At 65.3% G+C, this 25,672-nt stretch carries 26 protein-coding genes and 1 tRNA gene; 18 read left to right on the top strand and 9 right to left on the bottom strand.

Features of this window, described 5'->3' with window-relative positions:
• Positions 1 to 26: 26 nt before the first annotated feature.
• Entirely contained in the window at positions 27 to 1,250 is a 1,224-nt protein-coding gene (locus BLS52_RS06825; RefSeq protein ID WP_026545413.1) for a multidrug effflux MFS transporter, read from the bottom strand.
• Between the two features lie 275 nt (positions 1,251 to 1,525).
• Between BLS52_RS06825 and BLS52_RS06820 the strand changes: the two genes are divergently transcribed.
• The 7 genes from BLS52_RS06820 to BLS52_RS06790 all read left to right on the top strand — a co-directional run bounded on the left by BLS52_RS06820 (position 1,526) and on the right by BLS52_RS06790 (position 8,224).
• Positions 1,526 to 2,968, top strand: coding sequence for a sugar porter family MFS transporter (locus BLS52_RS06820; protein WP_245702734.1), 1,443 nt, complete (start codon positions 1,526 to 1,528; stop codon positions 2,966 to 2,968).
• A 67-nt stretch (positions 2,969 to 3,035) separates the two neighbouring features.
• Positions 3,036 to 3,890, top strand: coding sequence for a phage holin family protein (locus BLS52_RS06815; RefSeq protein ID WP_245702733.1), 855 nt, complete (start codon positions 3,036 to 3,038; stop codon positions 3,888 to 3,890).
• 75 nt (positions 3,891 to 3,965) lie between these two features.
• Positions 3,966 to 4,574 (top strand): CDP-alcohol phosphatidyltransferase family protein, encoded by a 609-nt coding sequence (locus BLS52_RS06810; RefSeq protein ID WP_084033728.1) that lies wholly within the window; start codon positions 3,966 to 3,968, stop codon positions 4,572 to 4,574.
• A gap of 13 nt (positions 4,575 to 4,587) precedes the next feature.
• Positions 4,588 to 5,478, top strand: coding sequence for a DMT family transporter (locus BLS52_RS06805; protein WP_026545416.1), 891 nt, complete (start codon positions 4,588 to 4,590; stop codon positions 5,476 to 5,478).
• Between the two features lie 43 nt (positions 5,479 to 5,521).
• Positions 5,522 to 6,718, top strand: coding sequence for a glycosyltransferase (locus BLS52_RS06800; RefSeq protein WP_090585518.1), 1,197 nt, complete (start codon positions 5,522 to 5,524; stop codon positions 6,716 to 6,718).
• 67 nt (positions 6,719 to 6,785) lie between these two features.
• Positions 6,786 to 6,859, top strand: a tRNA-Ile gene (locus BLS52_RS06795).
• A gap of 174 nt (positions 6,860 to 7,033) precedes the next feature.
• The gene (locus BLS52_RS06790; protein WP_090585375.1) at positions 7,034 to 8,224 is read left to right on the top strand and encodes an acyl-CoA dehydrogenase family protein; all 1,191 of its coding nucleotides are present in this window, start codon (positions 7,034 to 7,036) and stop codon (positions 8,222 to 8,224) included.
• Here the strand turns inward: BLS52_RS06790 and BLS52_RS06785 are convergent.
• Positions 8,217 to 8,765, bottom strand: coding sequence for a M23 family metallopeptidase (locus tag BLS52_RS06785; RefSeq protein ID WP_090585374.1), 549 nt, complete (start codon positions 8,763 to 8,765; stop codon positions 8,217 to 8,219). The two genes, BLS52_RS06790 and BLS52_RS06785, sit on opposite strands and share 8 nt — an antisense overlap.
• Before the next feature lie 425 nt (positions 8,766 to 9,190).
• Between BLS52_RS06785 and rpsB the strand changes: the two genes are divergently transcribed.
• The 6 genes from rpsB to BLS52_RS06755 all read left to right on the top strand — a co-directional run bounded on the left by rpsB (position 9,191) and on the right by BLS52_RS06755 (position 14,333).
• Positions 9,191 to 10,120: a 30S ribosomal protein S2 gene (rpsB, locus tag BLS52_RS06780; RefSeq protein WP_026545418.1), complete on the top strand. Its 930-nt coding sequence runs from the start codon at positions 9,191 to 9,193 to the stop codon at positions 10,118 to 10,120.
• Positions 10,121 to 10,238: 118 nt separating this feature from the next.
• A complete protein-coding gene (gene tsf / locus BLS52_RS06775) occupies positions 10,239 to 11,075 on the top strand; it encodes a translation elongation factor Ts (RefSeq protein WP_026545419.1) in 837 nt (278 codons plus the stop codon).
• Positions 11,076 to 11,344: 269 nt separating this feature from the next.
• Positions 11,345 to 12,082, top strand: coding sequence for a UMP kinase (gene pyrH, locus BLS52_RS06770; protein ID WP_051470737.1), 738 nt, complete (start codon positions 11,345 to 11,347; stop codon positions 12,080 to 12,082).
• 109 nt (positions 12,083 to 12,191) lie between these two features.
• The gene (frr, locus tag BLS52_RS06765) at positions 12,192 to 12,749 is read left to right on the top strand and encodes a ribosome recycling factor (RefSeq protein WP_026545421.1); all 558 of its coding nucleotides are present in this window, start codon (positions 12,192 to 12,194) and stop codon (positions 12,747 to 12,749) included.
• On the top strand, positions 12,749 to 13,735 hold the full coding sequence (locus tag BLS52_RS06760; protein ID WP_090585372.1) for a phosphatidate cytidylyltransferase: 987 nt from the start codon (positions 12,749 to 12,751) through the stop codon (positions 13,733 to 13,735). The genes frr and BLS52_RS06760 overlap by 1 nt, the downstream gene beginning before the upstream one ends.
• Positions 13,736 to 13,754: 19 nt before the next feature.
• Positions 13,755 to 14,333 carry a DivIVA domain-containing protein gene (locus tag BLS52_RS06755; protein ID WP_090585370.1) on the top strand — a complete coding sequence of 193 codons (579 nt, stop codon included), beginning with the start codon at positions 13,755 to 13,757 and terminating at the stop codon, positions 14,331 to 14,333.
• A gap of 19 nt (positions 14,334 to 14,352) precedes the next feature.
• Here the strand turns inward: BLS52_RS06755 and BLS52_RS06750 are convergent, their stop codons facing one another.
• The 4 genes from BLS52_RS06750 to BLS52_RS06735 all read right to left on the bottom strand — a co-directional run bounded on the left by BLS52_RS06750 (position 14,353) and on the right by BLS52_RS06735 (position 18,185).
• Entirely contained in the window at positions 14,353 to 15,813 is a 1,461-nt protein-coding gene (locus BLS52_RS06750; RefSeq protein WP_026545424.1) for a sodium/solute symporter, read from the bottom strand.
• Between the two features lie 11 nt (positions 15,814 to 15,824).
• Positions 15,825 to 16,205 carry a DUF485 domain-containing protein gene (locus BLS52_RS06745; protein WP_090585368.1) on the bottom strand — a complete coding sequence of 127 codons (381 nt, stop codon included), beginning with the start codon at positions 16,203 to 16,205 and terminating at the stop codon, positions 15,825 to 15,827.
• A gap of 4 nt (positions 16,206 to 16,209) precedes the next feature.
• A complete protein-coding gene (locus tag BLS52_RS06740; protein ID WP_026545426.1) occupies positions 16,210 to 16,929 on the bottom strand; it encodes a LytR/AlgR family response regulator transcription factor in 720 nt (239 codons plus the stop codon).
• Between the two features lie 62 nt (positions 16,930 to 16,991).
• A complete protein-coding gene (locus BLS52_RS06735; protein ID WP_026545427.1) occupies positions 16,992 to 18,185 on the bottom strand; it encodes a sensor histidine kinase in 1,194 nt (397 codons plus the stop codon).
• A gap of 228 nt (positions 18,186 to 18,413) precedes the next feature.
• Between BLS52_RS06735 and BLS52_RS06730 the strand changes: the two genes are divergently transcribed.
• Both BLS52_RS06730 and BLS52_RS06725 read left to right on the top strand, forming a co-directional pair.
• Positions 18,414 to 18,797, top strand: coding sequence for a DUF485 domain-containing protein (locus BLS52_RS06730; RefSeq protein ID WP_026545428.1), 384 nt, complete (start codon positions 18,414 to 18,416; stop codon positions 18,795 to 18,797).
• Positions 18,794 to 20,413, top strand: coding sequence for a solute symporter family protein (locus tag BLS52_RS06725; protein ID WP_026545429.1), 1,620 nt, complete (start codon positions 18,794 to 18,796; stop codon positions 20,411 to 20,413). Before BLS52_RS06730 ends, BLS52_RS06725 begins: the two co-directional genes overlap by 4 nt.
• 75 nt (positions 20,414 to 20,488) lie before the next feature.
• On the opposite strand, the gene BLS52_RS06720 is transcribed toward BLS52_RS06725, so the two are convergent.
• From BLS52_RS06720 to BLS52_RS06715, 3 genes are read right to left on the bottom strand one after another with little or no spacing between them, the layout of a single operon-like run.
• Positions 20,489 to 21,127 (bottom strand): hypothetical protein, encoded by a 639-nt coding sequence (locus BLS52_RS06720; RefSeq protein WP_051470738.1) that lies wholly within the window; start codon positions 21,125 to 21,127, stop codon positions 20,489 to 20,491.
• 16 nt (positions 21,128 to 21,143) lie between these two features.
• Entirely contained in the window at positions 21,144 to 21,302 is a 159-nt protein-coding gene (locus BLS52_RS18270; RefSeq protein ID WP_245702732.1) for a DUF4383 domain-containing protein, read from the bottom strand.
• A gap of 52 nt (positions 21,303 to 21,354) precedes the next feature.
• On the bottom strand, positions 21,355 to 21,825 hold the full coding sequence (locus BLS52_RS06715; protein WP_090585365.1) for an Lrp/AsnC family transcriptional regulator: 471 nt from the start codon (positions 21,823 to 21,825) through the stop codon (positions 21,355 to 21,357).
• Positions 21,826 to 22,020: 195 nt separating this feature from the next.
• On the opposite strand from BLS52_RS06715, the gene pdhA reads away from it, so the two are divergent.
• Genes pdhA through BLS52_RS06700 form a run of 3 tightly spaced genes read left to right on the top strand, consistent with a single transcriptional unit; the run spans position 22,021 to position 25,627 of the window.
• A complete protein-coding gene (gene pdhA / locus BLS52_RS06710) occupies positions 22,021 to 23,160 on the top strand; it encodes a pyruvate dehydrogenase (acetyl-transferring) E1 component subunit alpha (RefSeq protein ID WP_090585363.1) in 1,140 nt (379 codons plus the stop codon).
• The gene (locus BLS52_RS06705) at positions 23,160 to 24,167 is read left to right on the top strand and encodes an alpha-ketoacid dehydrogenase subunit beta (protein WP_090585361.1); all 1,008 of its coding nucleotides are present in this window, start codon (positions 23,160 to 23,162) and stop codon (positions 24,165 to 24,167) included. Before pdhA ends, BLS52_RS06705 begins: the two co-directional genes overlap by 1 nt.
• Positions 24,164 to 25,627 carry a dihydrolipoamide acetyltransferase family protein gene (locus tag BLS52_RS06700; RefSeq protein ID WP_090585359.1) on the top strand — a complete coding sequence of 488 codons (1,464 nt, stop codon included), beginning with the start codon at positions 24,164 to 24,166 and terminating at the stop codon, positions 25,625 to 25,627. The genes BLS52_RS06705 and BLS52_RS06700 overlap by 4 nt, the downstream gene beginning before the upstream one ends.
• Positions 25,628 to 25,672 lie beyond the last annotated feature (45 nt).

Here is a 25,672-nt window from a genome sequence, read left to right as displayed (position 1 = left end):
CGCGCGGCACGGGAGGACGTCTGCCCTCAGGAAATGGAGGGGACGCTCCGCGGCCGCACGATGGTCCACAGGAAAAGAATCCCGAAGGCGATGCACACGGCCATCACGCCTGCCATCGGCGTCGCCGAACCGATCCCGAGCACCCCGACAATCGGAGAGATCACGCCGGCCAGCCCGAAGGTGGTCGCGCCGAGCAGCGAAGCCGCGGTGCCGGCCTGCGCGCCGTGGTTGGCCAGGGCCAGCACCTGGACGCACGGGAAGGTAAAACCCGCGGCCGAGATGTAGAACCAGAGCGGAACCGCTGTGCCCCAGAAACCGAACTCCAGGTAGTCGAAGAGGATCATCAAGAGCGCCATCACCAGCATCGCGGCAGTGGAAGCGGCGATGATCCACTGCGGCCCCACCCTGCGGACCACCCGCGCACTGATCTGGACCGCCGCGACGATGCCCAGGGAATTCACGGCGAAAAGCAGCCCATACTGTTGCGGGTCGAGGCCGTAGACATCCTGGAACAGGAAGGGCGAAGCCGAAAGGTAGGAGAACAGTCCGGAGAAGTTCATTCCTCCCACCAGAAGGACACCGATGAAGACACGGTCAGTCAGCACGGCCCGGTACCGCTGTAAAGCGGTCGACGACGACGCCTTCCTCCGCTCCGCCGGCAGGGTCTCGATGATGAAGACCGAGACAGCAAGAATCACCAGGAAGCCGTAGGCGGCGAGGAACCAGAAGATGCCCGGCCACGGCATGACCACCAGCAGCTGTGACCCGATGACAGGCGCAAAGATGGGCGCCATACCGTTTACCAGCGCCATATAGGAGAGCATCCGCACCAGCGGGTACCCGCTGAAAAGATCCCGGATCATTGCCATGGCTACAACACCGCCGCCGGCCGCGCCGACACCCTGCAGAACGCGGAAAACCATGAGCATGCCGATGTCGGTCGACAGCGCCGCGCCGAGAGAAGCCACCACATGCACGGTGGTGGCGGCGATCAACGGAAGCCGCCGGCCCACCTTGTCGCTGAGCGGGCCCACGAGCAGCTGGCCGGTTGCAAAACCGATGATCGTCCCGGTCAGGGTGAGCTGGACCGCCGCCTCGGTGACGCCGAGATCATCCTGCAGGGCCGGGAAGGCAGGCAGGTACAGATCGATGGTGAACGGACCGAGCGCCGTCAGGGTGCCAAGAATGATGACGTAGATCAGCTTCTGCCGACGGGTGAGGGCGTCACCGGGGTGAGTGATGGTGCTCAACGGATACCTAACTGGGCGTATGTTCGGGCGCGGGGAGGGCGCACTGCGACGCTGCAGACGGAGAAAAGGTGGAGAGCCGGTCAGCCGGTAGCCTCCGGCGACGGGAAACGGTGGTTGCCACAACGAATCAATAACTATCTTAGAGGCCTCCCGCAGCCCACCGAAACCCGGTCCGGGCACGGGCACTCCCCGGTTGTCCGGCGGGCTTTGCCCTGAGGTAGGTTGAAATGCGGTTCAGGCAGCAAGCGAAGTCACGAGATCCAGGAGCGCCAGACGTGCCCGTCAATAATCCGAAGAGCGGCCAGCCGTCGCCGGAAGTACAACCACACCTCGGGAAGGTCATCGGAGTCAGCGTTGCTGCCGCCGTCGGCGGACTCCTGTTCGGGTTCGATACCGCCGTGGTCAATGGTGCGGTGGACGCCATCCAGGAGGATTTCGGGCTGGGTGAGGCGGTTCTCGGCTTCACGGTTGCCATTACCCTCCTCGGGTGCGCAGCCGGTGCATGGTTCGCCGGTGAGCTGGCGGACCGCCTCGGCCGGAAGCGGGTGATGTTCGGCGCGGCAGTGCTCTTCCTGGTCAACTCCGTCGGCTCCGGGTTTGCCATCAGCGAGTGGGACCTGATGCTCTGGCGGTTGGTGGGCGGCGTGGCAATCGGTGTGGCCTCGGTGATCGCGCCGGGCTACATCGCAGAGATCGCGCCCGCCAAATGGCGCGGCGGTCTCGCCTCCATCCAGCAGCTCGCCATCACGGTCGGAATTTTCGCCGCGCTGCTGTCGGACGCCTGGCTTGCCGATCTCGCCGGCGGAGCTGCCGGCGAGCTGTGGTGGGGACTGTCAGCCTGGCGCTGGATGCTGCTGGTCGGCGTCGTGCCCGCCATCATCTACGGTGTGCTCTCCCTGACCATTCCCGAATCACCGCATTACCTGATCCGCGGCGGCCGGGATGCCGAGGCTGCGCACGTTCTGTCCCGGGTCACGGGCATCCGGGACACCTCCACCAAGCTGGCGGAAATCCGCTCCACCCTCCGGATGGAGGACAGGACCAGCCTCCGGGACCTGCGCGGGTCCGTGCTGGGGCTGCAGCCCATCCTCTGGGTCGGCATGGCCGTCGCCGCGCTGCAGCAGCTGGTCGGAATCAACGCAATCTTCTACTACTCCACCACGCTGTGGCAGTCGGTCGGCTTCAGCGAGAGCGACTCATTCACGACGTCGGTGATCACCTCGATCATCAACGTGGCAATGACCTTCGTGGCCATCTTTTTTGTCGACAGGATCGGCCGGCGCAAGCTGCTGCTGGTCGGCTCGGCAGGCATGTTTGCCGGTCTGCTCGCTGCGACCGTCTCCTTCGCGCAGGCAACAGGCAGCGGCGCCGACGTGTCCCTGCCGGGAATCTGGGGTCCGGTTGCCCTCGTCGGTGCAAACCTGTTCGTGGTCTTCTTTGCCGCGACCTGGGGGCCGGTCATGTGGGTGACGCTCGGAGAGATGTTCCCCAACAAGATCCGTTCCATCGCCCTCGGAGTGGCAACCATGGTGAACTGGATCTTCAACTTCATCGTCACGCTCGCTTTCCCCTGGGTCAGCGAGAACCTCGGTGTCTGGATCATGTACGCGGTGTTTACCGGATTCGCCGTCGTCTCCTTCTGGTTCGTGAAGACGAGGCTGCAGGAATACGCAGGCCGTGAACTGGAGGACAGGGAGGATCTCATTCCCGTCAGGTGAGCCGGTGGCCCGCGCGCGAGAAATATGCGTCGGTGGTAATTTTGGGACAGACGCGCAGGATGAACGAATGGGAGCACGGCACATGGAAAGCTCGACCAGCACGCGGGTGAATCGGTCCGGCGGAACGCCGTCGGTCATCGGCCTGATCAGATTGCTGCTGCGGCTGACGCCACGCCAGCTGAACGACGAAGTCTCGCTTGCCCGCGAACAGCTGAAGCAGAAGGGCATCACCGCAGGCGTCGCAGCCGCGTTCTTCGCCGTGGCGCTGGTTTTCGTCGCCTTCCTCGTGGTCGCGCTCATTGTCGCGGCCATCATGGGCCTGGGCACCATCATGCCGCCCTGGCTCGCTGCGTTGTGTTTTGCCGCCCTGTTCCTCATCATCGCAGCCATCGCCGGGCTGATGGGCCTGTCCCGGTTCAAGAAGGCGCTGCCCCTCCTGCCCGAGGACGCCATCCGCGGAGTAAAGTACGACATCGGAGTGCTCAAGGAAGGCCGCAAGTTCAATCCGGCAACCCTCGATGTGCAGAAGCCCAAAGAGGAGAAGAAGCCCAAACAGAAGGACACCGGAGAGCCCAAGCCGCCTGCGCCGTCCTACGCTGAGCTCCGCAGCCGGTCGGGCCGCCGCCGCGACCACATCGCCGAGACCCGCGAGGACCTCGGCCGGGGACTGGATTTCAAGTCCCGGTTCGGCGGCACCACGGCAAGGGCACGTCAGGCCGCTGCCCAGGCGAAGTCCTCAGCGGTGCACGCCCGCGATGCCCGGCGTACCCGGAGCGGTACGGCTTCGGCCACGCACGCTCACGCCGCGCACGCTCCGGCCCGGCACACCCAGACACTCGCTGACCGCTGGAAGCCGCTCAGCGTGGTCGCCGCCTCCGCTGCCGCGATCGCGGTGATGGTGCGCCGGCTCGTCGCCAAATAAGCCGGGGCAAGGGCTCATTCCCCCCGCCTGTCCGCTGCCGCGCAGGCCTGCTGTGATAATGGGAGCGGAGGGACAGTGATCAGACTTATTGGCGCAGGGGGAAAGCCGGGGGAGACCCCTGCCGAATTGGACACCTTCTGGACCGTGCCGAACATCATCACGGTGGTCCGGTTCCTTGGCGTCCCGCTGTTCGTCATGTTCATCGTCCAGCGCGAGTATGCCGCTGCGGTCATCACCCTTGTGCTCCTCGGTTCAACCGACTGGGTGGACGGCTACGTTGCGCGGAGGTTCGGGCAGGTTTCCTCGGTCGGCAAATGGCTGGACCCGGTTGCCGACAGGACGGCGCTGATCGTCATTGCCGTGACCTTCGTGGTCGACGGCGTGGCGCCCGCGTGGCTGGTGTGGACCATCGTGATTCCCGACGCCATCCTGATCATCAACGCCCTGATCCTCTTCCACGGACCGATTTCCCTGCCGGTGACCAACATCGGCAAGATCCGCACCGCGCTGCTGCTGGTCGGATCACCGCTGCTGCTGCTGCAGCGCGTCGAGGGGTTCGACCAGCCCTGGCTCGAGATCACCGCCACCACCCTGCTGGTTCTCGGCTGTATCGGACACCTCATCGCGTTCTACGGCTACTTCACGGCGGCACACCGTGTGTACCGCCTGGAGCGCTCCGCATGACGAAAGCGGGCGCATGGCCTGGGTAGCGGTTTTCCTGGCCCTGCTGGGCGCATGTTTCCTCGCTGTCGGCGCCCAGCGTCAGGGTAGCGCCGTACGCTCCAACACCGGTGGCCTCGCGCTGAACTCCACCGGCTTTGTGCGGCTTCTGCGCAACCCCCGCTGGATACTCGGCCTGATCCTGCTCATTGCCGGGATCATCTGCAACGTCATCGCACTCAGCCTCGCAAGCCTGACCGTTGTCCAGCCCATCGGGGCGATTGCCCTGGTGATCACGACAATCGTCAACTCCCGGGACCAGGGCGTGCGGATCAACCGGGCCACGGTCGTTGCAATCTCCGCCTGCGTGAGCGGAAGCGCACTGTTTGTGCTGCTGGCCCTGAACGTCACCCGGAAGAACCACGTTGTCCTGCCCGACCAGGAACTGACGGCCGTCCTGCTGCTCTGCATCGCTGTCGCCATCTTCGGGACCCTCGCCGCGGTCTTCAAGCGACGGCTCAACGCCTTCACCTACATTCTCGGTGCCGGTGTGCTCTTCGGATTCGTTGCCGTGCTGACCAAGATCATCGCCACCCACCTGCTGGATCCGAACGGCAGGTTCCTGCTCAACGTGCCGGTCTACAGTGTCATCGCCATCATTGCTGCTGCCGGACTTGGCTCCTGGTTTGTCCAGAGCGCCTATGCCACCGGTCCGCCCGACCTGGTGATCGCAGGACTCACGGTCGTGGATCCGATCGTGGGAATCGCCGTCGGGATCTCGGTGCTGGGTGAGCTTCAGCCGAATGTCGAATCGGTCGTCGCGCTTGCCATGGGTGCGGCCGCCATCGTTGCTATTGTTGGAGTAATAGCACTCTCGCGCCACCACCCCGATGTGGTCAGGCGCCAGAAAGAAGCACGACGGCGGTAACGCCGGTGACTTCGCCCACCGTTGCCAACCCGAGGACTACTTCGTGACCCATCCGGCAGCAGACGCGCCGCTGACCATCCTCATCGCCGCAGACACCTACCCGCCGCATGTCAACGGGGCGGCCCAGTTCGGCTACCGGCTCGCCAAGGGAATGACCGCCCGCGGCCACGATGTCCACGTTCTGGCCGCAAACAGCACCTCGGGCAAGAGCTTCACCGAGCCGGGTGGGGAGTGGTCCGTCCACCGGCTCCGCTCGCACTCGGTTCCGACCCATGAGTACTGGCGTATCTGCCTGCCGTGGGAAATCAAGCGTGAAATCAGCATGCTCTTCGACCGGGTCCAGCCCGATGTCGTCCACGTCCAGTGCCACTACATGGTCGGCGAGTACGCGCTCTATGAGGCTGTGAAGCGCGGCATCCGCGTGGTGGCAACCAACCACTTCATGCCCGAAAACCTGAACCCGTTCCTGCCCTTTCCTCAGTGGTTCAAGAACATCGTCGCGAAGAACTCCTGGCGGGACATGGGCCGCGTCATGGGGAAGGCCGACGTCGTCACCACGCCCACTCCGCTGGCGGCCAAGGCCATGCACGAGCACGCGTTCCTGCGCAAGGTGCTCCCACTGTCGAACGGCATCGACGCAACGGCGTACGAGCCGAAGCCGGGCGAGCGGATCGAGCGCCCCGACTATCCCATTGTGCTGTTCGTGGGGCGGCTCGCCGAGGAAAAGCATGTGGACGTCCTCATTGACGCAGTCGCAAAGACCCCGCGCGAGCTGAACCTGCACCTGGAGATCGTCGGCGGGGGAGAGGTCAAACCCGCCCTGCAGGCCCAGGCCCGGCGTCTGGGATTGGGAGACCGGGTGATCTTCCACGGACTGATCGACGACGAACAGCTGCGCCTGGCCTACCTGCGGGCCACGGTCTTCTGCCAGCCCGGCACCGCAGAGCTGCAGTCGCTGGTCACCCTCGAAGCGATGTCCGCCTCCACGCCCGTGCTGCTCGCCAACGCGATGGCGCTGCCGCACCTCGTGGAGGACGGCGCCAACGGCTACCTCTTCACGCCCCATGACAGCGACGAGCTGGCCATGCGCCTCACGGAGATCATCTCGATGCCCGAGGCTGAACGCGAGCGGATGGGAAAGATGAGCCGTTCCATGGTGGAGAAGCACAGCATCGACGCTACGCTGGCTACCTTCGAGGATCTCTACGTGGGCAGGCTGCACACCGAGGAGACGGTCTAGCCACGCGCGATTCTTCGCCCTCCGGTTCTGGCTAGAATGGGGTGCGCCGATGAGTTGTCGGCGTCGAGGGGCTGTAGCTCAGCTGGTTAGAGCAGCGGACTCATAATCCGTTTGTCGTGGGTTCAAGCCCCACCAGCCCTACAAGAAGGTGCGCAGAAAAACCCCGGTCCGGCTGGACCGGGGTTTTCTCTGTCCGCCATGCCGGGTGGTGCACAAAGTTACTGGCGGGTAACATAGGTCGAGGTGATCCGCGCCGCAGGGGTGCGGACCTGCCTGTGCCGGTGAGTGCGGGCTGACTGATGGTGAGGAACGTTCATGGGTGCACCCGCTTTCGACGCCGATAATCTCCCCTACGCGGACGGCGACTTCTACTTCTTCGAGCAGCTGCTCACGCCCCAGGAGCGGAACCGCCTCCACGAGGTCCGGGAGTGGCTGGCGGCGGAAGTCCGGCCTTCAGCCGCCCGCTGGTGGAACGCGGGGGTCTTCCCCACGGAGCTCATTCCGCGCATCGCCGAGCTGGACATCGTCTCTCCGGTCAAGCGCCTGGGCCACTCGAACCTCTTCGCGGGTCTGCTGCACGCGGAGTTCACGCGGGCGGACACGTCAATCGCCACCTTCATGGGCGTCCACGACGGTCTGTTCACCGGCTCCATCGAGACCCTCGCCTCACCCGAACAGCAGGCGGAGTGGCTCCCGGACATCTATGCCATGAAGAAGATCGGCGCCTTCGGCCTCACCGAGCCACTCGGCGGATCCGACGTCGCGGGCGGCACCCGGACAACCGCAGAGCGCAACGGGGACGGATGGGTACTGAACGGCGCCAAGCGCTGGATCGGGAATGCAACCTTCTCCGACTGGGTGGTCATCTTTGCCCGCGACGTTGCGGACAACCAGGTCAAGGGTTTCCTGGTGGACACCTCGCTGCCCGGCTATAAGGCCACGAAGATCGAAAACAAGACGGCGCTGCGCACGGTCGAGAACGCGGACATCCTGCTTGAGGGACTGCAGATCAGCGACGACTATCGGCTCGCCGGCGCCAACAGCTTCAAGGACACCAACAAGGTGCTGCGCATCACGCGGCTCTCCGTGGCATGGCAGGCTGTCGGTCAGCAGCTCGCGGCCTTCGACGTTGCCCGCCGGTACGCGGTGGAGCGGCAGCAGTTCGGCCGTCCGCTGGCCTCCTTCCAGCTCATCCAGCAGCAGCTGGTGGAGATGCTGGGGAACACCGTCAGTTCGCTGGGCATGATGGTCCGTCTTGCCCAGCTGGCCGACGACGGCGGCGCACGCGACGAGCAGTCGGCGCTCGCCAAGGCGTTCACTACTGCCCGGATGCGGGAGACCGTCGCCCTCGGCCGCAGCATTCTGGGCGGCAACGGCATTGTCACCGACTACGAGATGGCCAAGATCTTCGCTGACGCTGAAGCCGTGTACTCCTATGAGGGCACGTATGAGATCAACTCGCTGGTTGCCGGCCGCGCCATCACGGGAATCGCCGCCTTCATCTAGCGGGTCCCTCACTGGAAGTGGCCGGCGGCAGCAGGACGGAGGGCCGCCGGTCAGAGACGAAGGGGAGCGGGTTGACGTACTCGCCGTTTCTTCTGACTCCCCAGTGCACGCAGAGGCCGGGGCAGTGCGGTTCGGTGCTGATGTGCCCGACGGCCTGCCCGGCCCTGACGGCCTCGCCCTTCCCGAGCGAGGCCGTCACCGGCTCGAAGCTGGACAGGAGACCGTCGCCGTGGTCGATGGTCAGCACGGGGCGGTCCACCACCGTGCCGGCAAACACCACCACACCGTCAGCCGGGCTGCGGACTGTGCCGTCGACGGCACCAAGGTCGACTCCCCGGTGCCCGGCCATCCACCGTTGCGGCGGCCGGTCGAAGTGCCGCAGGACCGGCGGAGTGCCGCTAAGCGGCCGCTCCCAGGCTGGTGCGGGTGCCGGAGACTCGGGCATCGGGGATGCCGGCACCGGCGGACCCTGTGAGAGCAGCACACCGGAGGCGGTCACCGCAATGGTGAGCGGGCGGAGCAGTTTCTTCAGGGATGCCATCTCCTGAGAGTGCCGGCTCCACGGTCCCGGCGGCCGGCGTCGAGCGCTGATGTGGAAAAAACCAGCGGATCCCGCAGGCTGTGGAGGACGGAATGGACCCTGCGGCGGCCGTCAGGAGCGGCGCGGGGCTGTAGTACACTGGGGAAAGCAGTTATCCGTATGCCGTCATGCCATAAAAGCTTTCGCACTGGCGTGCCCGGCAACGGTTACTGACTACGCGTGTCCCGATTCGCAGGCAGTTCTCCGGAGATTTTCATTGAGAGAGCGCACGTCTGGGAACACTGCTCCAGCGGTCCGGAGGAATCCGGTTGGAGCAGTGGCCGCCAGGCTGAAGGACACCAGGACCCCCGCGTTACTAGCGGGACATCAACCGTCAAACCGGCAGAGTTGCAGGAATACCTGCGCTGCCCAACGAAAGGAACGACATGCCAGTCGTTACCATGCGCCAGCTGCTCGACAGCGGCGTCCACTTCGGCCACCAGACCCGTCGCTGGAACCCGAAGATGAAGCGCTTCATTTTCACGGAGCGCAACGGAATCTACATCATTGACCTCCAGCAGTCGCTGTCCTACATCGACCGCGCCTACGAGTTCATCAAGGCCACCGTTGCCCACGGCGGAACCGTACTGTTCGTCGGCACCAAGAAGCAGGCCCAGGAAGCAATCGCCGAGCAGGCCACCCGTGTAGGCCAGCCGTACGTGAACCAGCGCTGGCTCGGTGGCATGCTCACCAACTTCCAGACCGTCTCCAAGCGCATCCAGCGCATGAAGGAGCTTGAGGAAATCAACTTCGAGGATGTCGCCGGTTCCGGCCACACCAAGAAGGAACTCCTCCTGCTGCAGCGCGAGCTGACCAAACTCCAGAACAACCTGGGCGGCATCCGCAACCTCACCAAGGCTCCCTCCATCGTGTGGGTTGTCGACACCAAGAAAGAGCACCTCGCAATCGACGAGGCCAAGAAGCTCAACATCCCGGTCGTTGCCATCCTGGACACGAACTGCGATCCCGACGAGGTCGACTTCCCGATCCCGGGCAACGACGACGCCATCCGCGCCGTCAACCTGCTGACCCGCGTGGTCGCCGACGCCGTTGCTGAAGGCCTCATCGCCCGCAACAACCGTGCTTCGGGCAACGACGCTGCCGCAGCCGAGGAGCCCCTCGCCGAGTGGGAGCGCGAACTGCTTGAAGGCAGCGCCGCTCCTGCAGCCGAAGAGGCCCCGGCAGCCGACGCCGCACCTGCTGAAGAGGCACCTGCAGCCGAGGAAGCACCGGCAGCCGAAGAGGCTCCCGCTGCCGAAGCACCTGCTGCTGAGGAAGCACCTGCCGGGGAAGCCGCGAACGGCGAGAGCAAGTAGTTTCATCGAAAGGGTGCGGGACTCCAAAGCCCGCACCCTTTCGCTTGTGCCGGACATCTGGTCCGGAGAACTTTTACTCACATTAGCTTGACGAGAAAACCACATCTGAGGAGTTCAAATGGCAAACTACACTGCCGCTGACATCAAGGCTCTCCGCGAGCGGACCGGCGCCGGAATGATGGACGTGAAGAAGGCTCTCGACGAGGCCAACGGCGATGCCGACAAGGCCATGGAGCTCATCCGCATCAAGGGTCTGAAGGGCGCCACCAAGCGTGAAGGCCGTTCAACCGCTGAAGGTCTCGTGGCAGCCCGGGTCGATGGCAACGTCGGCGTCATGGTTGAGGTCAACTGTGAAACCGACTTCGTCGCCAAGGCCGGGCCGTTCATCGAGTTCGCCAACAAGGTACTCGCTGCGGCCATCGAGTCCGGTGCCTCCGACGTGGAGTCGCTGCTCGCGCACTCCGTTGACGGCAAGCCTGTCTCGGAGCACGTCATCGAAGCCGGTGCGCTGCTCGGTGAAAAGGTGGACATCCGCCGCGTTGCACGCGTCGAGGGTGCAATCGTTGACGCGTACCTGCACAAGACCTCCAAGGACCTGCCCGCGCAGGTCGGCGTCCTCTTCGCCGTTGAAGGCAGCGGAGAGGCTGCAGCCGAGGCTGCGCACGACGTCGCCGTTCACATCGCCGCCTACTCGCCGACCTACCTCACCCGCGAGGATGTCCCGGCAGAGCTTGTCGAAACCGAACGCCGCATTGCTGACGAAACCGCACGCGCCGAGGGCAAGCCCGAAGCCGCTCTCACCAAGATCGTCGAAGGTCGCCTGACCGGCTTCTTCAAGGAGGGCGTGCTGGTTGACCAGGCGTTCGCCAAGGACGCCAAGAAGTCCGTTGCACAGGTCCTCAAGGAAGCCGGCGTTGAGCCCAAGCAGTTCGCCCGCTTCCGGGTGGGTGCCTGAGCACACGTGATCCTCACGGGTCGCTGATTGTTTGAGATGATGGAGGGGCGGTCGCCACGGTGGCCGCCCCTCCGCCATGTCCGGCGTGGGGAAGCCGCCGGAAACCTGCAAGACTGACCCCATCAGACCCAGGATCGACCCACCAGACCACGGTCCTGCCCGCCGGACGGCAATGCGGCCGGGGCAGGACAGACAGCAACTCCAGCTGCGTTGACTCATCAGCGCAGGGACGCAACCGACACTCATGCAAGAACAGCCCGGGAGGCATCATGGACAACCACATCAACGCAGGCAACAGCGGATCCCCGCGCCGGCGGGTGCTGTTGAAGCTTTCCGGAGAGGTCTTCGGCGGCGGCAAGCTCGGAGTCGACCCGGAAATGGTGCGGGGTATCGCGAAGCAGATCGCCGCGACGGTCGGCGAAGTGGAGGTCGCCATCGTCGTCGGCGGCGGGAACTTCTTCCGCGGCGCCGAACTGTCCCAGAGCGGGATGGACCGCTCACGTGCGGACTACATGGGGATGCTCGGCACGGTGATGAACTGCCTGGCCCTGCAGGACTTCCTGGAACAGGCCGGCGTCGAAACCCGTGTCCAGAGCGCCATCACCATGGGGCAGGTCGCCGAGGCCTACATTCCCCGGCGGGCCATCCGGCACCTGGAAAAGGGCCGGGTGGTCATCTTCGGTGCAGGAGCAGGCCTGCCCTACTTCTCCACCGACACCGTCGCCGCCCAGCGTGCGCTGGAAGTCCGGGCCGACGTCGTGCTGATGGCCAAGAGCGGTGTGGACGGGGTGTACACGGCGGATCCGCACAAGGACGCGACCGCGCGCAAGCTTGACTCGCTGTCCTACGACGACGCCCTGCGCCAGGACATCCGGGTGATGGACCAGACCGCCATGACCATGTGCAAGGACAACAATCTCTCGATGGTGGTGTTCGGCATGGAGGGCGAGGGCAACGTCACCAGCGCCATCATGGGTGAGCGGATCGGTACCATCGTCAGCCCCTGAGCGCGGCGCGCAACGGCTGGACGGTCCCAGCGGAACCCCGGCTGTGAACTAGGATTATCAACTGAATCGGACGCTTGAAAGCAGCGGATTTCGAACCAAAGGAGAAATCGTGATCGAAGAGACCATGTCAGACGCCACAGCCCGCATGGACAAGGCAGTCGAGGCAGCAAAGGAAGACTTCGCGACCGTACGCACCGGCCGCGCCAACCCGTCCCTGTTCTCGAAGGTCATCGTCAACTACTACGGCTCGCCCACGCCGCTGCAGCAGCTGGCGTCCTTCCAGAACCCGGAAGCACGGACCCTCCTGATCACCCCGTTTGACCGCTCCGCACTGAGCGAGATCGAGAAGGCGCTCCGTGATTCCGATCTCGGCGCCAACCCGTCCAATGACGGCAACGTGATCCGCGTGGTGCTCCCCGAACTGACCGAGGAACGGCGCAAGGAATACGTCAAGCTGGTCCGCGGCAAGGCTGAGGACGCCAAGATCCAGATCCGGAACATCCGCCGCAAGGCCAAGGACGGCATCGACAAGGCCGTGAAGGACGGAGACGCCGGCGAGGACGAAGGTGCGCGCGCCGAAAAGGACCTCGACGCCCGGACCAAGTCCCATACGGACACCATCGATGACATGCTCAAGCGCAAGGAAACCGAGCTGCTCGAGGTCTGATGAGCGAAACCCAGCCTTCTTCAGAGGCTGGCCGCACGCCTGCTGCTGACGCTGCACACGAGGCGCCGGCCGGCGTCGTCGTTACGGGCAGGCGTGCTTTGCGCGAGGCAGCGAAGCAGGGCCCGGGGATCCTGTTCAGGCGTCGTCCCCGGTCCCCGAAGACCGGCGAAACCTCGCGGGCAGGGCGCAACCTTCCGGCTGCCATCGTGGTCGGGCTGGCGCTGCTCGTGTCCCTGCTCGTGGGAATGCTGTTCTTGCCGCTGGCCTTCGTCGCGCTGACCACCGTGATCGGCGTCGTCGGGGTCTGGGAAGTCGGCAGGGCGCTCGAAGTACGCCAGATCAAGGTGCCCACCGTGCCCGCCCTGGCGGCCGGCGTCGCACTTCCGTTCGCCGCCTATCTGGGCGGGCCCGAGGCGCTGGCCTTCGCGACGGTGGTCTCGGTGACCGCGCTGGCGCTCTGGCGGAGCCTCGATCCCGCGCCGGATGCGGCACGGAGCATCATGGCCGGCACCTTCGTGCTGCTCTGGGTTCCGTTCCTCCTCAGCTTCGCCATGCTGCTCCTGCAGGAACCCTCCGGTGCGCTCAAGGTGGCCACCCTGCTCCTCCTCGTGGTTTCCAATGACACCTTCGGGTACCTGATCGGAGCCTTCTTCGGCAAGCACGCCATGGCGCCCCGCATCAGCCCCAAGAAGTCGTGGGAAGGGTTCGCCGGTTCGATCGGGGGAGCCATGCTGGTGGGAGTCCTCGCGGTGGTGTTCCTGCTGGACCGGCCGTGGTGGGTGGGAATCTGCCTGGCCGTTGCCGTGGTTGCGGCGGCCACCGCCGGAGACCTTGCAGAATCCATGATCAAGCGCGAGCTCGGCGTGAAGGATATGAGCAGCCTCCTGCCCGGCCACGGCGGCGTCATGGACCGGCTCGATTCGATTGTTTTCGCTTCTCCGGTTGCTTTCCTGCTGTCGGTTACATTGGTACCCGGAACCCTGTAGAAAAGAGAAACGCACACCCATGGATGGAGCACGCAACGGCAGCTCGCCGTTTGCCCGCGTAGGCCGGCGGGAGTACGGCTACAACGCGAAGCAGGTTGACCGGTTCCTGACCCGGGCCCGCACTTTCTACAACTCCGACGGCACCGACGGCGAAGCCGTCACCAGCACCGACGTGCGCACCATGGCCTTCGACCCGGCCCGGGGCGGTTACGAGCCGCGTGCGGTCGACGCCGCCCTCGACCGTCTGGAGGATGTCTTTGCCCAGCGGGAGCGGGACGCGCTGATCGAGTCCAACGGCGAGCAGGCCTGGCTCATGCAGATCGGGCGGATCTCCGCCGTTCTGCGCGGCAGGCTGCACCGGCCGCCGGGGGAGCGGTTCCGCCGCCCGTCGCGCAGGAACGCAACCAGCTACGACATTGATGACGTAGACGCCCTCTGCGACGAACTACTCGGTTACTTCGAGCGGGACATGCCGCTCAGCGTCGACGTGGTCCGCCGGGCAGTGTTCCGGGAGGCCGTGGGCGAGGACGGCTATGAGGAAACCCAGGTGGATGCGTTCCTCGACCGCGTGGTCGAGCTCATGGCGGCCATCGACTGACCGGTGCGCTCCCGTGCGCTCAGGCAGGCTCCGGCGTGTGCAGCCGGGCGAGCACCCGCGAGGCGCTCGAAGGCCTGCGCCCGGCGGTGAAACGCGATACCGCCACGGTGACCGCGAATGCGGCAGGGACTGTCCAGAGCGCGGGCAGCCTCAGCCACTGCGGCGCCTGATCGATGCCCAGGGCGGCAGCGAGCAGAATCGAGCCGCCGCACAACACCGCACCTGAGACCATGCCCGCAATCGCTCCGGCGTCAGTGAGCCCGCGCCACCAGATGCCGAGCACCAGCAGCGGGCAGATGGTCGAGGCGGTGAAGGCGAACACCATGCTCACGCTGCCGGCCAGGGCGAGTGTGTCCGTCAGCAGGGCAAAACCGAGTGGAATGAGCGCCGACACGATCGCCGCCCAGCGGAAGCCTGAAACGCTGGCCCGGAAAAAGTCCTGGCTGACCACTCCGGCCAGCGAGACCACCAGGCCGCTGGAGGTGGAAAGAAACGCAGCGAATGCTCCGGCCGTGACGAAGGCGGACAGAATGTCCCCACCCACGCCGTCGAAAATGCGGCTCGGCAACAGCAGCACGGTGGCGTCCGCTGCACCCTGCACGGCCAGTTCCGGCGTGTGGATCCTGCCCAGGACCCCGTACAGGGTGGGGAACAGGTAGAAGACCGAGAGCAGCCCCAGCACTATCAGGGTGGTGCGCCGGGCCGAGACGCCGTCCGGGTTCGTATAGAAACGGACCAGCACGTGGGGCAGGCCCAGCGTGCCGAAGAGCAGTGCGATGACCAGCGAGATGTTCTGGTACAGCGAGGCATCAGCGGTGGTGTTGAGTCCGGAATCGAAGACAGCGCCGTTGTCCGTGATGGACCCACCGGTGCCGGCCAGCTGGATCAGGATGAACACCACCGGCACTGCCAGGGCCGTCAGCTTCAGCCAGTACTGGAACGCCTGGACAAAGGTGATGGAGCGCATGCCGCCGGTGATGACGCTCAGGCAGACCACAACGACGACGGCGACCGACCCTACCCAGGACGGCAGGCCGGTGGTGATGCGGACGGTCAGGGCTGCCCCATGCAGCTGCGGAACGATGTAGAGCCACCCCACGGCGATCACCAGCAGGCTGGTTACCCGGCGGACGTTCCGGGACTCCAGGCGCGCTTCGGCGAAATCCGGGATGGTGTACGCGCCCGACCGCCGCAGGGGAGCGGCGACGAACAACAGCAGCATGAGGTACCCGGCGGTGTAGCCGATGGGAAACCAGAGCGCGTCCACGCCGGAGAGCAGGATCAGCCCGGCAACCCCGAGGAAGCTCGCGGCCGAGAGGTACTCACCGCCGATCGCGGAGGCATTCCACCAGGGGCGGACGGTACGCGATGCCACATAGAAGTCGCCGGTAGTCCGGGAGATCCGGAGCCCGTAGATGCCGATCAGGACGGTCGCGAGCGACACCAGGATGAGCGAAACGTAACCGACTGCGGGATTCAGTTCGGGGAACGTCACTGGTCATCCACCAGATCCCGGAAGCGCTGTTCGATGCGCCCCGCGCTGCGCACATACAGCACCGCGCAACCGATCACCACGGGATAGATGCCGAGGCCGAGGAGCAGCCAGGGCACGGGCACGCTTGCGACGGTCCAGGAGTGGATGACCGGGAACACGCTGAACAGAACAGGAATGCCGACGAGGATCACCAGGAAGCCGGACGCCACCACCACGGCCAGCCTCAGCTGGGAACGGAGGAGGGAGCGGACAAACAGTTCACCGACGTCGGACTGCTCGGCCATCTCCCGTGCCACCGGATAGGTTGTTCCCGGTCCGGCGGCGGATTGCGGGGCGGTGACCCGGACACGCTCGGGACGCTGGACAGGTTCGGACACGGTGTTACTGTCCGGGCCTGAGGCGCGTGGCTTCAAGCTTGCCGCGGATCTCGGACAGGTGGCGCCGGCTGACCGGCAGCTCAGCGTCCCCGACCAGCACGCTCGCCTTGCCCGTCGCCAGCTTCACCTGGGTCACCTGGTCCATCGCCACAAGGTAGGAGCGGTGCGTCCGCACAAACCCCGCGTCGGCCCACTGCCTCTCAAGGTCATTGAGCGGAATCCGGATGAGATAGCTGGCCTCCGCGGTGTGCAGCCGGGCGTAGTCCCCCTGCGCCTGAACGTAGCGGATTTCGTCACGGCGGATCATCTTGCTGATTCCGCCCTGGTCCACCGTGATGATTTCCGGTGTGGCCGCGCCGTCCTCCATCAGCTCACAGATGCGCCGGACCGACTCGGTGAGCCGCTCGGTGCGTACCGGCTTGAGCAGGTAGTCCACGGCGCGCAGCTCGAACGCTTCCAGCGCCCGGTCCTCGTCCGCGGTGACAAACACGACGGCGGGAGGACGGCTGAAGCGGGAAATGACGCGGGCGATGTCCAGCCCGGAGAGCGAGGGCATGTGGATGTCCAGGAACAGCGCATCGATCGGGTTGCTCTGCAGGATCCGGAGCGCCTCGGCGCCGCTGGAGGCCTGATGGATGCTGTCGATGCGGGCATCCCGGGACAGCAAAAAGCCCAGCTCCGCGAGTGCCGGAAGCTCATCATCGACGATGACCACGTTGACCATGGAACCAGATTACGCGGAATTCACCGTCCGGCCTGCCCGGGGACACAACCGGGCACGGACGCTCAGGCCTGGTGATCGGGCTGGGATTTCGGAATGCGCAGGGTGATCAGCGTACCCGCGCCCGGTGCCGTGTCGATGATGAGCCCGTGGGCGTCACCGTAGACCTGGCGCAGCCTCGAGTCGACGTTGCGCAGTCCCACATGCACGCCGTCCACGTGCCCGGCAAGGACTGCGCGCAACCGTTCGGGATCCATCCCCACGCCGTCGTCCTCGACGGTCACCTCAGCGTAGGCGCCGGCGTCGTGTGCGGTGATGGTGATGTTTCCTGTCCCGTCCTTCGAATCGAGTCCGTGACGGACCGCGTTCTCCACCAGCGGCTGCAGGCTGAGGAAGGGAATCACCGTGCTGAGGACCTCCGGGCCGATCTGGAGACTGACCTTCAACCGCTCACCGAAGCGTGCCCGTTCAAGCAGGAGATACCGGTCGATCGACCTCAGTTCCTCGGCCACCGTGGTGAAGTCGCCGTGCCTGCGGAACGAGTAGCGGGTGAAGTCCGCGAACTCGACGACCAGTTCGCGGGCGCGTTCAGGGTCCGTGTTGATGAAGGAGGCGATGGCGTTCAGGGAGTTGTAGATGAAGTGCGGGCTGATCTGTGCCCGGAGCGCGCGGACCTCGGCTTCCATGAGCTGGGTCCGGGACGAATCCAGTTCCGCCAGTTCGGCCTGGGTGGCTACCCAGGCGCCCACCTCGTTGGTGGCGCGGACCAGCCCTGCATTGACCGACAGCGCGAAGGCGCCGACTGTGCCTACCACCCTGCCGTTGACCCTGATCGGTGCGATCACGGCCTCGGTGAGTCCGTTGCCCTGCCCGGTTACGGATTTCAGTTGCGACTGCTTGAAAATCTGGGTGCGCCCGCTGGCGAGAACCTCACGGGCCAGGAGCATTGCGTCCGCCGGTTCCGGTGCCGTCCCGTCCCAGGCCAGGACGCCACCGGTGTCTGTCATGAGCAGCGCCTGGCAGCGCAGCAGGCCCCGCAGGTGGCGTGCAGCCCTGGACGCACCGCTCGGCGTCAGGCCCGTCCGCAGATGCTCAGAGGCGAGGGCGACAGTGTGCAGCGTGGCGTAGGTGGCGCGGTCGGCGTCCGAACCGAGATCCCGGTAGGAACGGGAAAACCTGAAGCCCAGGACCGCCACCACCACGAGGGTGACAAGAACGACGGCGGCAACAAGAGTGACGTCGACGGCGGGGCTGAGCATGGGTCAAGAGTAGCGGTGCAAGGCGTCATGACCGGCACCATGCGGCTACCGTTCAGCGCAGGTGCCTGCCGTTCATCGCACGCCCGGGTCCGTTGAGCGAAGGGCCTGGCCTGGAGCTTGGCAGCGGGCTCCTCGGTGGCGGACAGTGATGGGAGTCACACTCCCATGCTTTATGCCGTCCAGCGCGGTCTGGCAGAGACGCGGGAGGCCCCAAACGAGGAGGTTTCAATGGGCCACGACCCATCCGCACCCGGCGCACCGCCGGCTACCCCGGTGGACTTCACCGAAGTCCAGGGAAGGCCACGGTTCAAGGAGCTGAGGAAGCGTCACCGCAGCTTCGTCTTCCCCATGGCAGCAGCGTTCCTGCTCTGGTACTTCCTGTACGTCCTGCTTGCCGATTACGCCCACGAGTTCATGTCCACGCCGGTTTTCGGGAATGTCAACATCGGCCTGATCTTCGGGCTGCTTCAGGTGGCGAGCACTTTCGCTATCACCATGTGGTACGTCAGCTATGCCAACAAGCACCTTGACCCCATCGCGGAAGAGTTGCGCAATGAGCTCGAGTCTGAAGCACCCGAGGTGTTTCAGGACGGCGCAGGAGGAACCAAATGATCCAGTCCCTACCACGGCAGGCCGTCGAGTCGACCCAGGTCGGTGAACCGTGGCTCAACATGCTGATATTTGGGCTCTTTGTAGCAGTGACCATGGTCGTGGTGCTGCGTGCCAGCCGTAACAACAGCACCGCTGCTGACTACTATGCAGCTGGCCGGTCCTTCACCGGGCCGCAGAACGGCACAGCCATCGCGGGTGATTACCTGTCGGCGGCATCGTTCCTGGGCATTGTCGGCGCCATTGCCATCAACGGATATGACGGATTCCTGTACTCCATCGGGTTCCTGGTCGCCTGGCTGGTCGCGCTCCTGCTTGTTGCCGAACTGCTCCGCAACACGGGCAAGTTCACCATGGCCGATGTGCTGTCCTTTCGGCTGAAGCAGCGACCAGTGCGCATCGCGGCTGCCACCACCACGCTTGCGGTGTGCTTCTTTTACCTGCTGGCGCAGATGGCCGGCGCCGGCGGTCTTGTGTCGTTGCTGCTGGGTATCGATGACAAGCTCGGCCAGTCGCTGGTGATCGTTGTTGTCGGAGCGCTGATGATTCTTTACGTACTGATCGGCGGTATGAAGGGGACCACGTGGGTGCAGATCATCAAGGCCTGCCTGCTCATTGCCGGTGCGTTCATCATGACGGTGTGGGTGCTTGCTATCTACGGCTTCAATTTCTCCGCGCTGCTCGGGGCCGCCATTGAGACTTCGGGCAACCCGGACATCGTCGGACCTGGCCTGCAGTACGGGGCTACTGCCACCACCAAGCTGGACTTCATCTCGCTGGCGCTCGCCCTGGTCCTCGGTACGGCGGCGTTGCCGCACGTTCTGATGCGCTTCTACACGGTGCCGACGGCCAAAGAGGCACGGCGATCCGTGGTTTGGGCCATCTGGCTCATCGGTGCGTTCTACGTGTTCACCCTGGTCCTCGGTTACGGTGCCGGTGCGCTGATCGGCGCAGACCGGATCAACGGCGCTCCCGGCGGAGTGAACTCGGCGGCGCCGCTGCTCGCCTTCGAACTCGGCGGGCCGCTGTTGCTGGGAGTTATCTCTGCGGTCGCCTTTGCCACCATCCTTGCGGTGGTCGCCGGGCTGACCATCACGGCTGCTGCATCGTTCGCCCACGATATCTACGCGAACGTGGTACGCAAGGGCAAGGTCGACCCGGACGGTGAGGTGAAGGTGGCGCGACGGACGGTCATCGTGATCGGTCTGCTCTCCATCGCCGGCGGAATCGGCGCGCAGGGGCAGAACGTGGCCTTCCTGGTCGCGCTGGCCTTCGCTGTCGCAGCCAGTGCGAACCTGCCGACCATCATCTACTCGCTGTTCTGGAAGAAGTTCAATACCCAGGGCGCGCTGTGGAGCATGTACGGCGGCCTTGGTTCAGCGATCATCCTGATCGCGTTCTCGCCCGTGGTCTCGGGGGCCGAGAAGTCGATGATCCAGACGGTGGACTTCGCCTGGTTCCCGCTGAGCAACCCCGGGATCGTCTCGATTCCGCTGGCCTTCTTCCTCGGCTGGCTCGGGACCGTGCTCTCGAAAGAAACCGAAGATCCGCAGAAGCAGGCGGAGATGGAGGTCCGCTCGCTGACCGGTGTGGGTGCCGAGAAGGCAACCAGCCACTAGCAGCACGGGCACATCAGAGGGGCCGGAATCATTGTGATTCCGGCCCCTTCGGCGTGTGTCGACCAGTGGAATGCCCTAGTGGTCTGCGTGATCTGACGGCACAGGCGCAGTCCCATGTGTGCCGTGCGGCACAGCGTTGTCGCCGGCCGTTGACGCGGCGAGGCCGGGCGTCGCAATCCCCGCCACCAGAACGGCTGAGAAGAAAAGGCCGACCAGCAGTCTGCCCGGCGCCGGTTGGGATCCGGATCGCGCAGCTGAAGTCTGCCGGCGCCGGGCGGCGGACGCGCCCAACTGCAGAAGGACAAGCGCGAGAGTGGAGGCAAGCGTCAGATTGAACGTCCTGCTGCCTGCCGACGCGAGCAGTGCGCCCCAGGCAAGGACAACAAGGACGACCGCGCCAACAGCAGGCAGCGCGGTAGGCACGAACCGGACAAGCCAGGCCTCCGGTCGGTTTCCACCTGGCCGGTTTCGCAATACCAGGATGCCCCAGAGTGTGTGGACAACAGCCCAGAGACCGATGAGAGCACCCAGCGCGATGGGTGCTGGACCTTCTGCCGCCAGCAGGTTATCGGCGGCGAGCGCAAAGAACGTAAGGCCTGCGCTCAGGGCGGCGAATGCCGCCAGGAACCGGACGAGTTCGCCGCCGGCGATCTCCTGGGTTGGGCCGGGCCGGAGAACAGGGAGTACCTGCTCTCCGGCTGCAGCAGTGCGCATGACCGGACCGCCCGGACTACGCAGCGTGTGCGCGGGTCTTGGAGGCGTGGGTGCTCTTGTCCTGTGAGAGACCGACACCGAGCAGGAGGACGGCGCTCGCCATGTGGATGATGTTGTGCAGCGGGTTGACTTCGAAGATGATGAGCGCGTTGCCCTCAGTGGCGGAGCTCTGCACACCATTCGGGTCCGTCGGCGTTCCGGATGGTTCTCTTCGGAAAACCGCGTGGCTACTCCTCCGCACCACGCTGGAGCAGCGGCTCCATGCGGTAGGGAATCAGCTCATGCATGGCGAGGGAGGTATCGCAGCGTTCCACGCCGTCGCACGCCAGGATCTTTCCGTTGATCCGGAAGAGATCCTCCGCGTCCACCGAGACCACCCGCACCATGATGTCCGACTGCCCGGTCAACCCATGGGCCTCCAGGACCTCCGGGATTTCGGCCAGCCGGGCGGTGATCGCGCTGAGTTTCCGCTGGTCGACATGCACCTGAATGAACGCCGTCAGCGGATAGCCGAGGGCTGCCGGATTGATGCGGCGCTCGAAGGACAGGAAGGTCGAATTCTTCTCAAGGCGGGCCATGCGGGCCTGCACGGTATTGCGTGAAAGTCCCAGCTTCTGGGCCAGGGCAACGACGGTGCGCCGCGAGTCCCGGGCCAGTGCCAGCAGGAGCCGCGTGTCGGTGGCGTCAAGGGGCTGCATAGTGCGCAACGCTAGCACGGGGCGGAGGTGCCAAATAGAGCACAATGCTCAGCCATTCCGGAATCGGTTGTGCGGTGTTGCCTACGTGAGTATCGTCACAGTAAACCTCGGGCAATGGTGCCCACGGCCCTGAAGCGGCGCCGGTGGCTGCGGTCGGCGGGTGTAATCCATCCGCCGTCGCTGGAAGTGAGAAGGATGAGGAACGTGCTCCTGAACAACGAAGCGGACGCAGCGCAGGATGAGCTGGTACAGCTCATAGCGCCCAACGGTGAACGCCGGCACCACCCGGTATATGACCGCTGGGTGGCCGACGTCGACGGCGAGGCCCTGCAGGCGCTGTACCGGGACATGGTGGTGATCCGCCGGATCGACGCGGAGGCCACCGCCCTCCAACGTCAGGGCGAGCTGGCGCTCTGGCCGCCGTTTCTCGGCCAGGAGGCCGCACAGATCGGATCGGCCCGCGCCCTGAGGGAAGACGACTTTGTCTTTTCCAGCTACCGCGAGAGCGGCGTCGCGTACTGCAGGGGAGTGGACCTCACCGACCTGATGCGGGTCTGGCGGGGCAACGCCTCTGCGGGCTGGGATCCCTTCGCCATCAACATGGCGCCGACACAGGTCATCATCGGGGCGCAGACCCTGCATGCCACCGGCTACGCGATGGGCATCCTGCACGACGGCGCTGACTCGGTCGCCGTGACGTACTTCGGCGACGGAGCAACCAGCCAGGGCGATGTGAATGAGGCCATGGTGTTCGCCGCCAGCTACCAGGCGCCGGTGATCTTCTTCTGCCAGAACAACCAGTGGGCCATCTCCGAGCCGGTGCGGCTCCAGGCGCATGTGCCCATTGCGCGGCGCGCGCCGGGGTTCGGCATTCCCTCCGTCCGGGTCGACGGCAACGACGTCCTGGCGTGCCTCGCCGTCACCCGCGAGGCCCTCGACCGGGCCCGCACCGGCGGCGGCCCCACGTTCATTGAGGCGGTGACCTACCGGATGGGCCCGCACACCACGGCCGATGACCCCACCCGCTACCGGGACGCCAATGAGCTGGAAGACTGGGCCGCCAAGGACCCCATCGCGCGGCTCGCCGGGCTGCTCGACGCCGAAGGGCTCCTGCCCGCCGAGGTGAGTGACTCGGTTCAGGCATCAGCCGACGACGTCGCGGCCCGCCTCCGCGAGGGCTGCATCTCCATGCCGGAACCGGCGGCGCAGGACGTCTTCAAGCACGTCTACAGCGAGCCCAACTCGTGGCTTGAACGCCAGCAGGACCAGTACGAGCGCTACCTGGCCTCTTTTGAATCTCCTGTATCCGATTCCTCCGAGGAGGCGAGCCGCTGATGGCAACCATGACATTCGGCCGTGCGATCAACGCCGGTCTTCGCAGGGCCATGGAGAATGACCCGAAGGTTGTCCTCATGGGAGAGGATATCGGGAAGCTGGGCGGCGTCTTCCGCGTCACCGACGGCCTCCAGAAGGACTTCGGACCGCACCGCGTCGTGGATACGCCCCTCGCCGAATCCGGCATCATGGGCACGGCGGTCGGCATGGCGTACCGCGGGTACCGGCCCGTCGTCGAGATCCAGTTTGACGGTTTCATCTATCCGGCGTTCGACCAGATCGTGTGCCAGGTGGCCAAGCTCCACTATCGCACCCAGGGCAACGTGAAAATGCCGATCACCATCCGGGTGCCCTTCGGCGGCGGCATCGGTTCCCCCGAGCACCACTCGGAGTCTCCTGAGGCCTATTTCACCCATACCTCGGGCCTGCGGGTGGTCAGTGTCTCGAACCCGCAGGACGCCTACGTGATGATCCAGCAGGCCATCGCGAGCAACGATCCCATCCTGTACTTTGAACCGAAGCGCCGTTATCACCTGAAGGGCGAGGTCGATGAGAGCGTGGACATCACCGCCACCGGCATGGGTGCTGCCCGCGTGGTCACCGAGGGCAGCGACGTCACACTGGTGACGTACGGGCCGCTGGTGCCTACGGCGCGTGATGCCGCCGTTGCCGCGTCCGACGACGGCGTCTCGGTCGAGGTGATCGACCTGCGTTCTCTCGCGCCGATTGATTTCGCCACCGTGGAGAAGTCGGTCCGGAAAACAGGCCGCCTGGTCATTACCCATGAAGCCGCGCAGTCGGGTGGGCTCGGTGCCGAGATTGCCGCCAGCATCACCGAGCGCTGCTTCTACTACCTGGAGCATGCGCCGGTCCGTGTCACGGGATTCGACATCCCGTACCCGTACTCCAAGCTGGAGTTCCATCACCTTCCGGATCTGGACCGGATACTGGACGGGGTTGACCGCGCCCTGGGCCGGCCCAACTCCCTGAGCGGACTGGAAGGATAGTGGCGCCGGTGATCAAGGAATTCCGACTGCCCGATCTCGGCGAAGGCCTGACCGAATCGGAGATCGTCGCCTGGCATGTCGCCGTCGGCGACACCGTGGAGCTCAACCAGGTTATTGCCGATGTCGAAACCGCGAAGGCTGTCGTCGAGCTGCCCTCGCCCTATGCCGGTGTGGTGGCGAAACTCCATGAGCAGCCGGGAACCGTGGTCGAGGTCGGTTCGCCAATCGTTTCCTTCGATGTGCCGGGCGGAGATTCCGGCGGGGGTTCCGGCGCAGGCGCCGGTAAGGCCACAGCCGACGACGACGACGCGCAGCCGGCCAAACGCGAACCCAACCTTGTGGGTTACGGTGCGGCCCTAGAAAAATCCGACAGGCCCGCCCGCCGTGCCCGGCGCAGCGAAACTCCTGTGACTGCCGAAACTCCTGCGCCTGCCGAAACTCCTGGGCTCGCCGCAACTCCGGTGCCTGTGGTCTCTTCGGTTACGGCCGTGCCGTCCGCTCCGGCCGACGAACCGTCCGTTCCCGCCGAGGCCCCGCGGGAACGTCCACGGTCCACGCCTCCGGTGCGCAAGCTGGCGCGGGATCTGGGGATTGACCTCACGCAGGTGAACGGCACGGGACCCCAGGGCCTCATCACCCGCGAGGATGTGCTGGCGGCCCAGGAGGGCGCGGCCCACGAAGGAGCGGCCGGCAAAGGGCACGCAACGCCGGAGGCGGTGTCGCAACCAGGCGGCGCACCGGCGTCGTCCGCTGCCGGGGAGCGGGAGACGCGGACACCGATCAAGGGCGTCCGCAAGCACACCGCTGCCGCCATGGTGGCCAGTGCCTTCACCGCTCCGCACGTGACCGAGTTCCTGACCGTCGATGTCACGGCGTCCATGGAGCTGCTGGCCCGGCTGAAGACGAGCCGGGCGTTCGCGGATGTGCGCATCACCCCGCTGGCGCTGGTGGCCAAGGCGCTGTGCATTGCCCTCGACCGGAATCCGACACTGAATTCACGCTGGGATGAGGCTGCACAGGAGATTGTGCAGCACCACTATGTGAACCTCGGGATTGCGGCGGCCACTCCGCGGGGCCTGATGGTGCCGAACATCAAGGATGCCCAGACGCTCGGCCTTCGCGGGCTCGCCGACGCACTGAAGAACCTTACGGAGACCGCACGGGCAGGGAAAACCAGTCCGGCGGACCTTTCAGGAGGGACCATCTCCATCACCAATGTGGGGGTGTTCGGCATCGACGCGGGTACGCCCATCCTCAATCCGGGAGAGGCAGCGATTCTCGCCATGGGGTCGGTGCGGAAGATGCCGTGGGAGTACAAGGATGAGATTGCGCTGCGTCAGGTGATGACGCTCAGCCTGTCCTTTGACCACCGGCTGGTGGACGGCGAACAGGGTTCGCGGTTCCTTGCGGATATCGGCACCATCCTGCAGGACCCGGGCATGGTCCTGACGATGGTCTGATACGACGCCCCGCCCCTGTAGGAACTTTTGTGCAGCTCCGGCGGC

It is taken from the genome of Arthrobacter subterraneus (assembly GCF_900099735.1).
In the GTDB taxonomy this organism is placed as follows: Bacteria; Actinomycetota; Actinomycetes; order Actinomycetales; family Micrococcaceae; genus Arthrobacter_D; species Arthrobacter_D subterraneus.
Note: the sequence above shows the minus strand (reverse complement) of the source record. Positions and strands in the feature narration are given on the sequence as shown.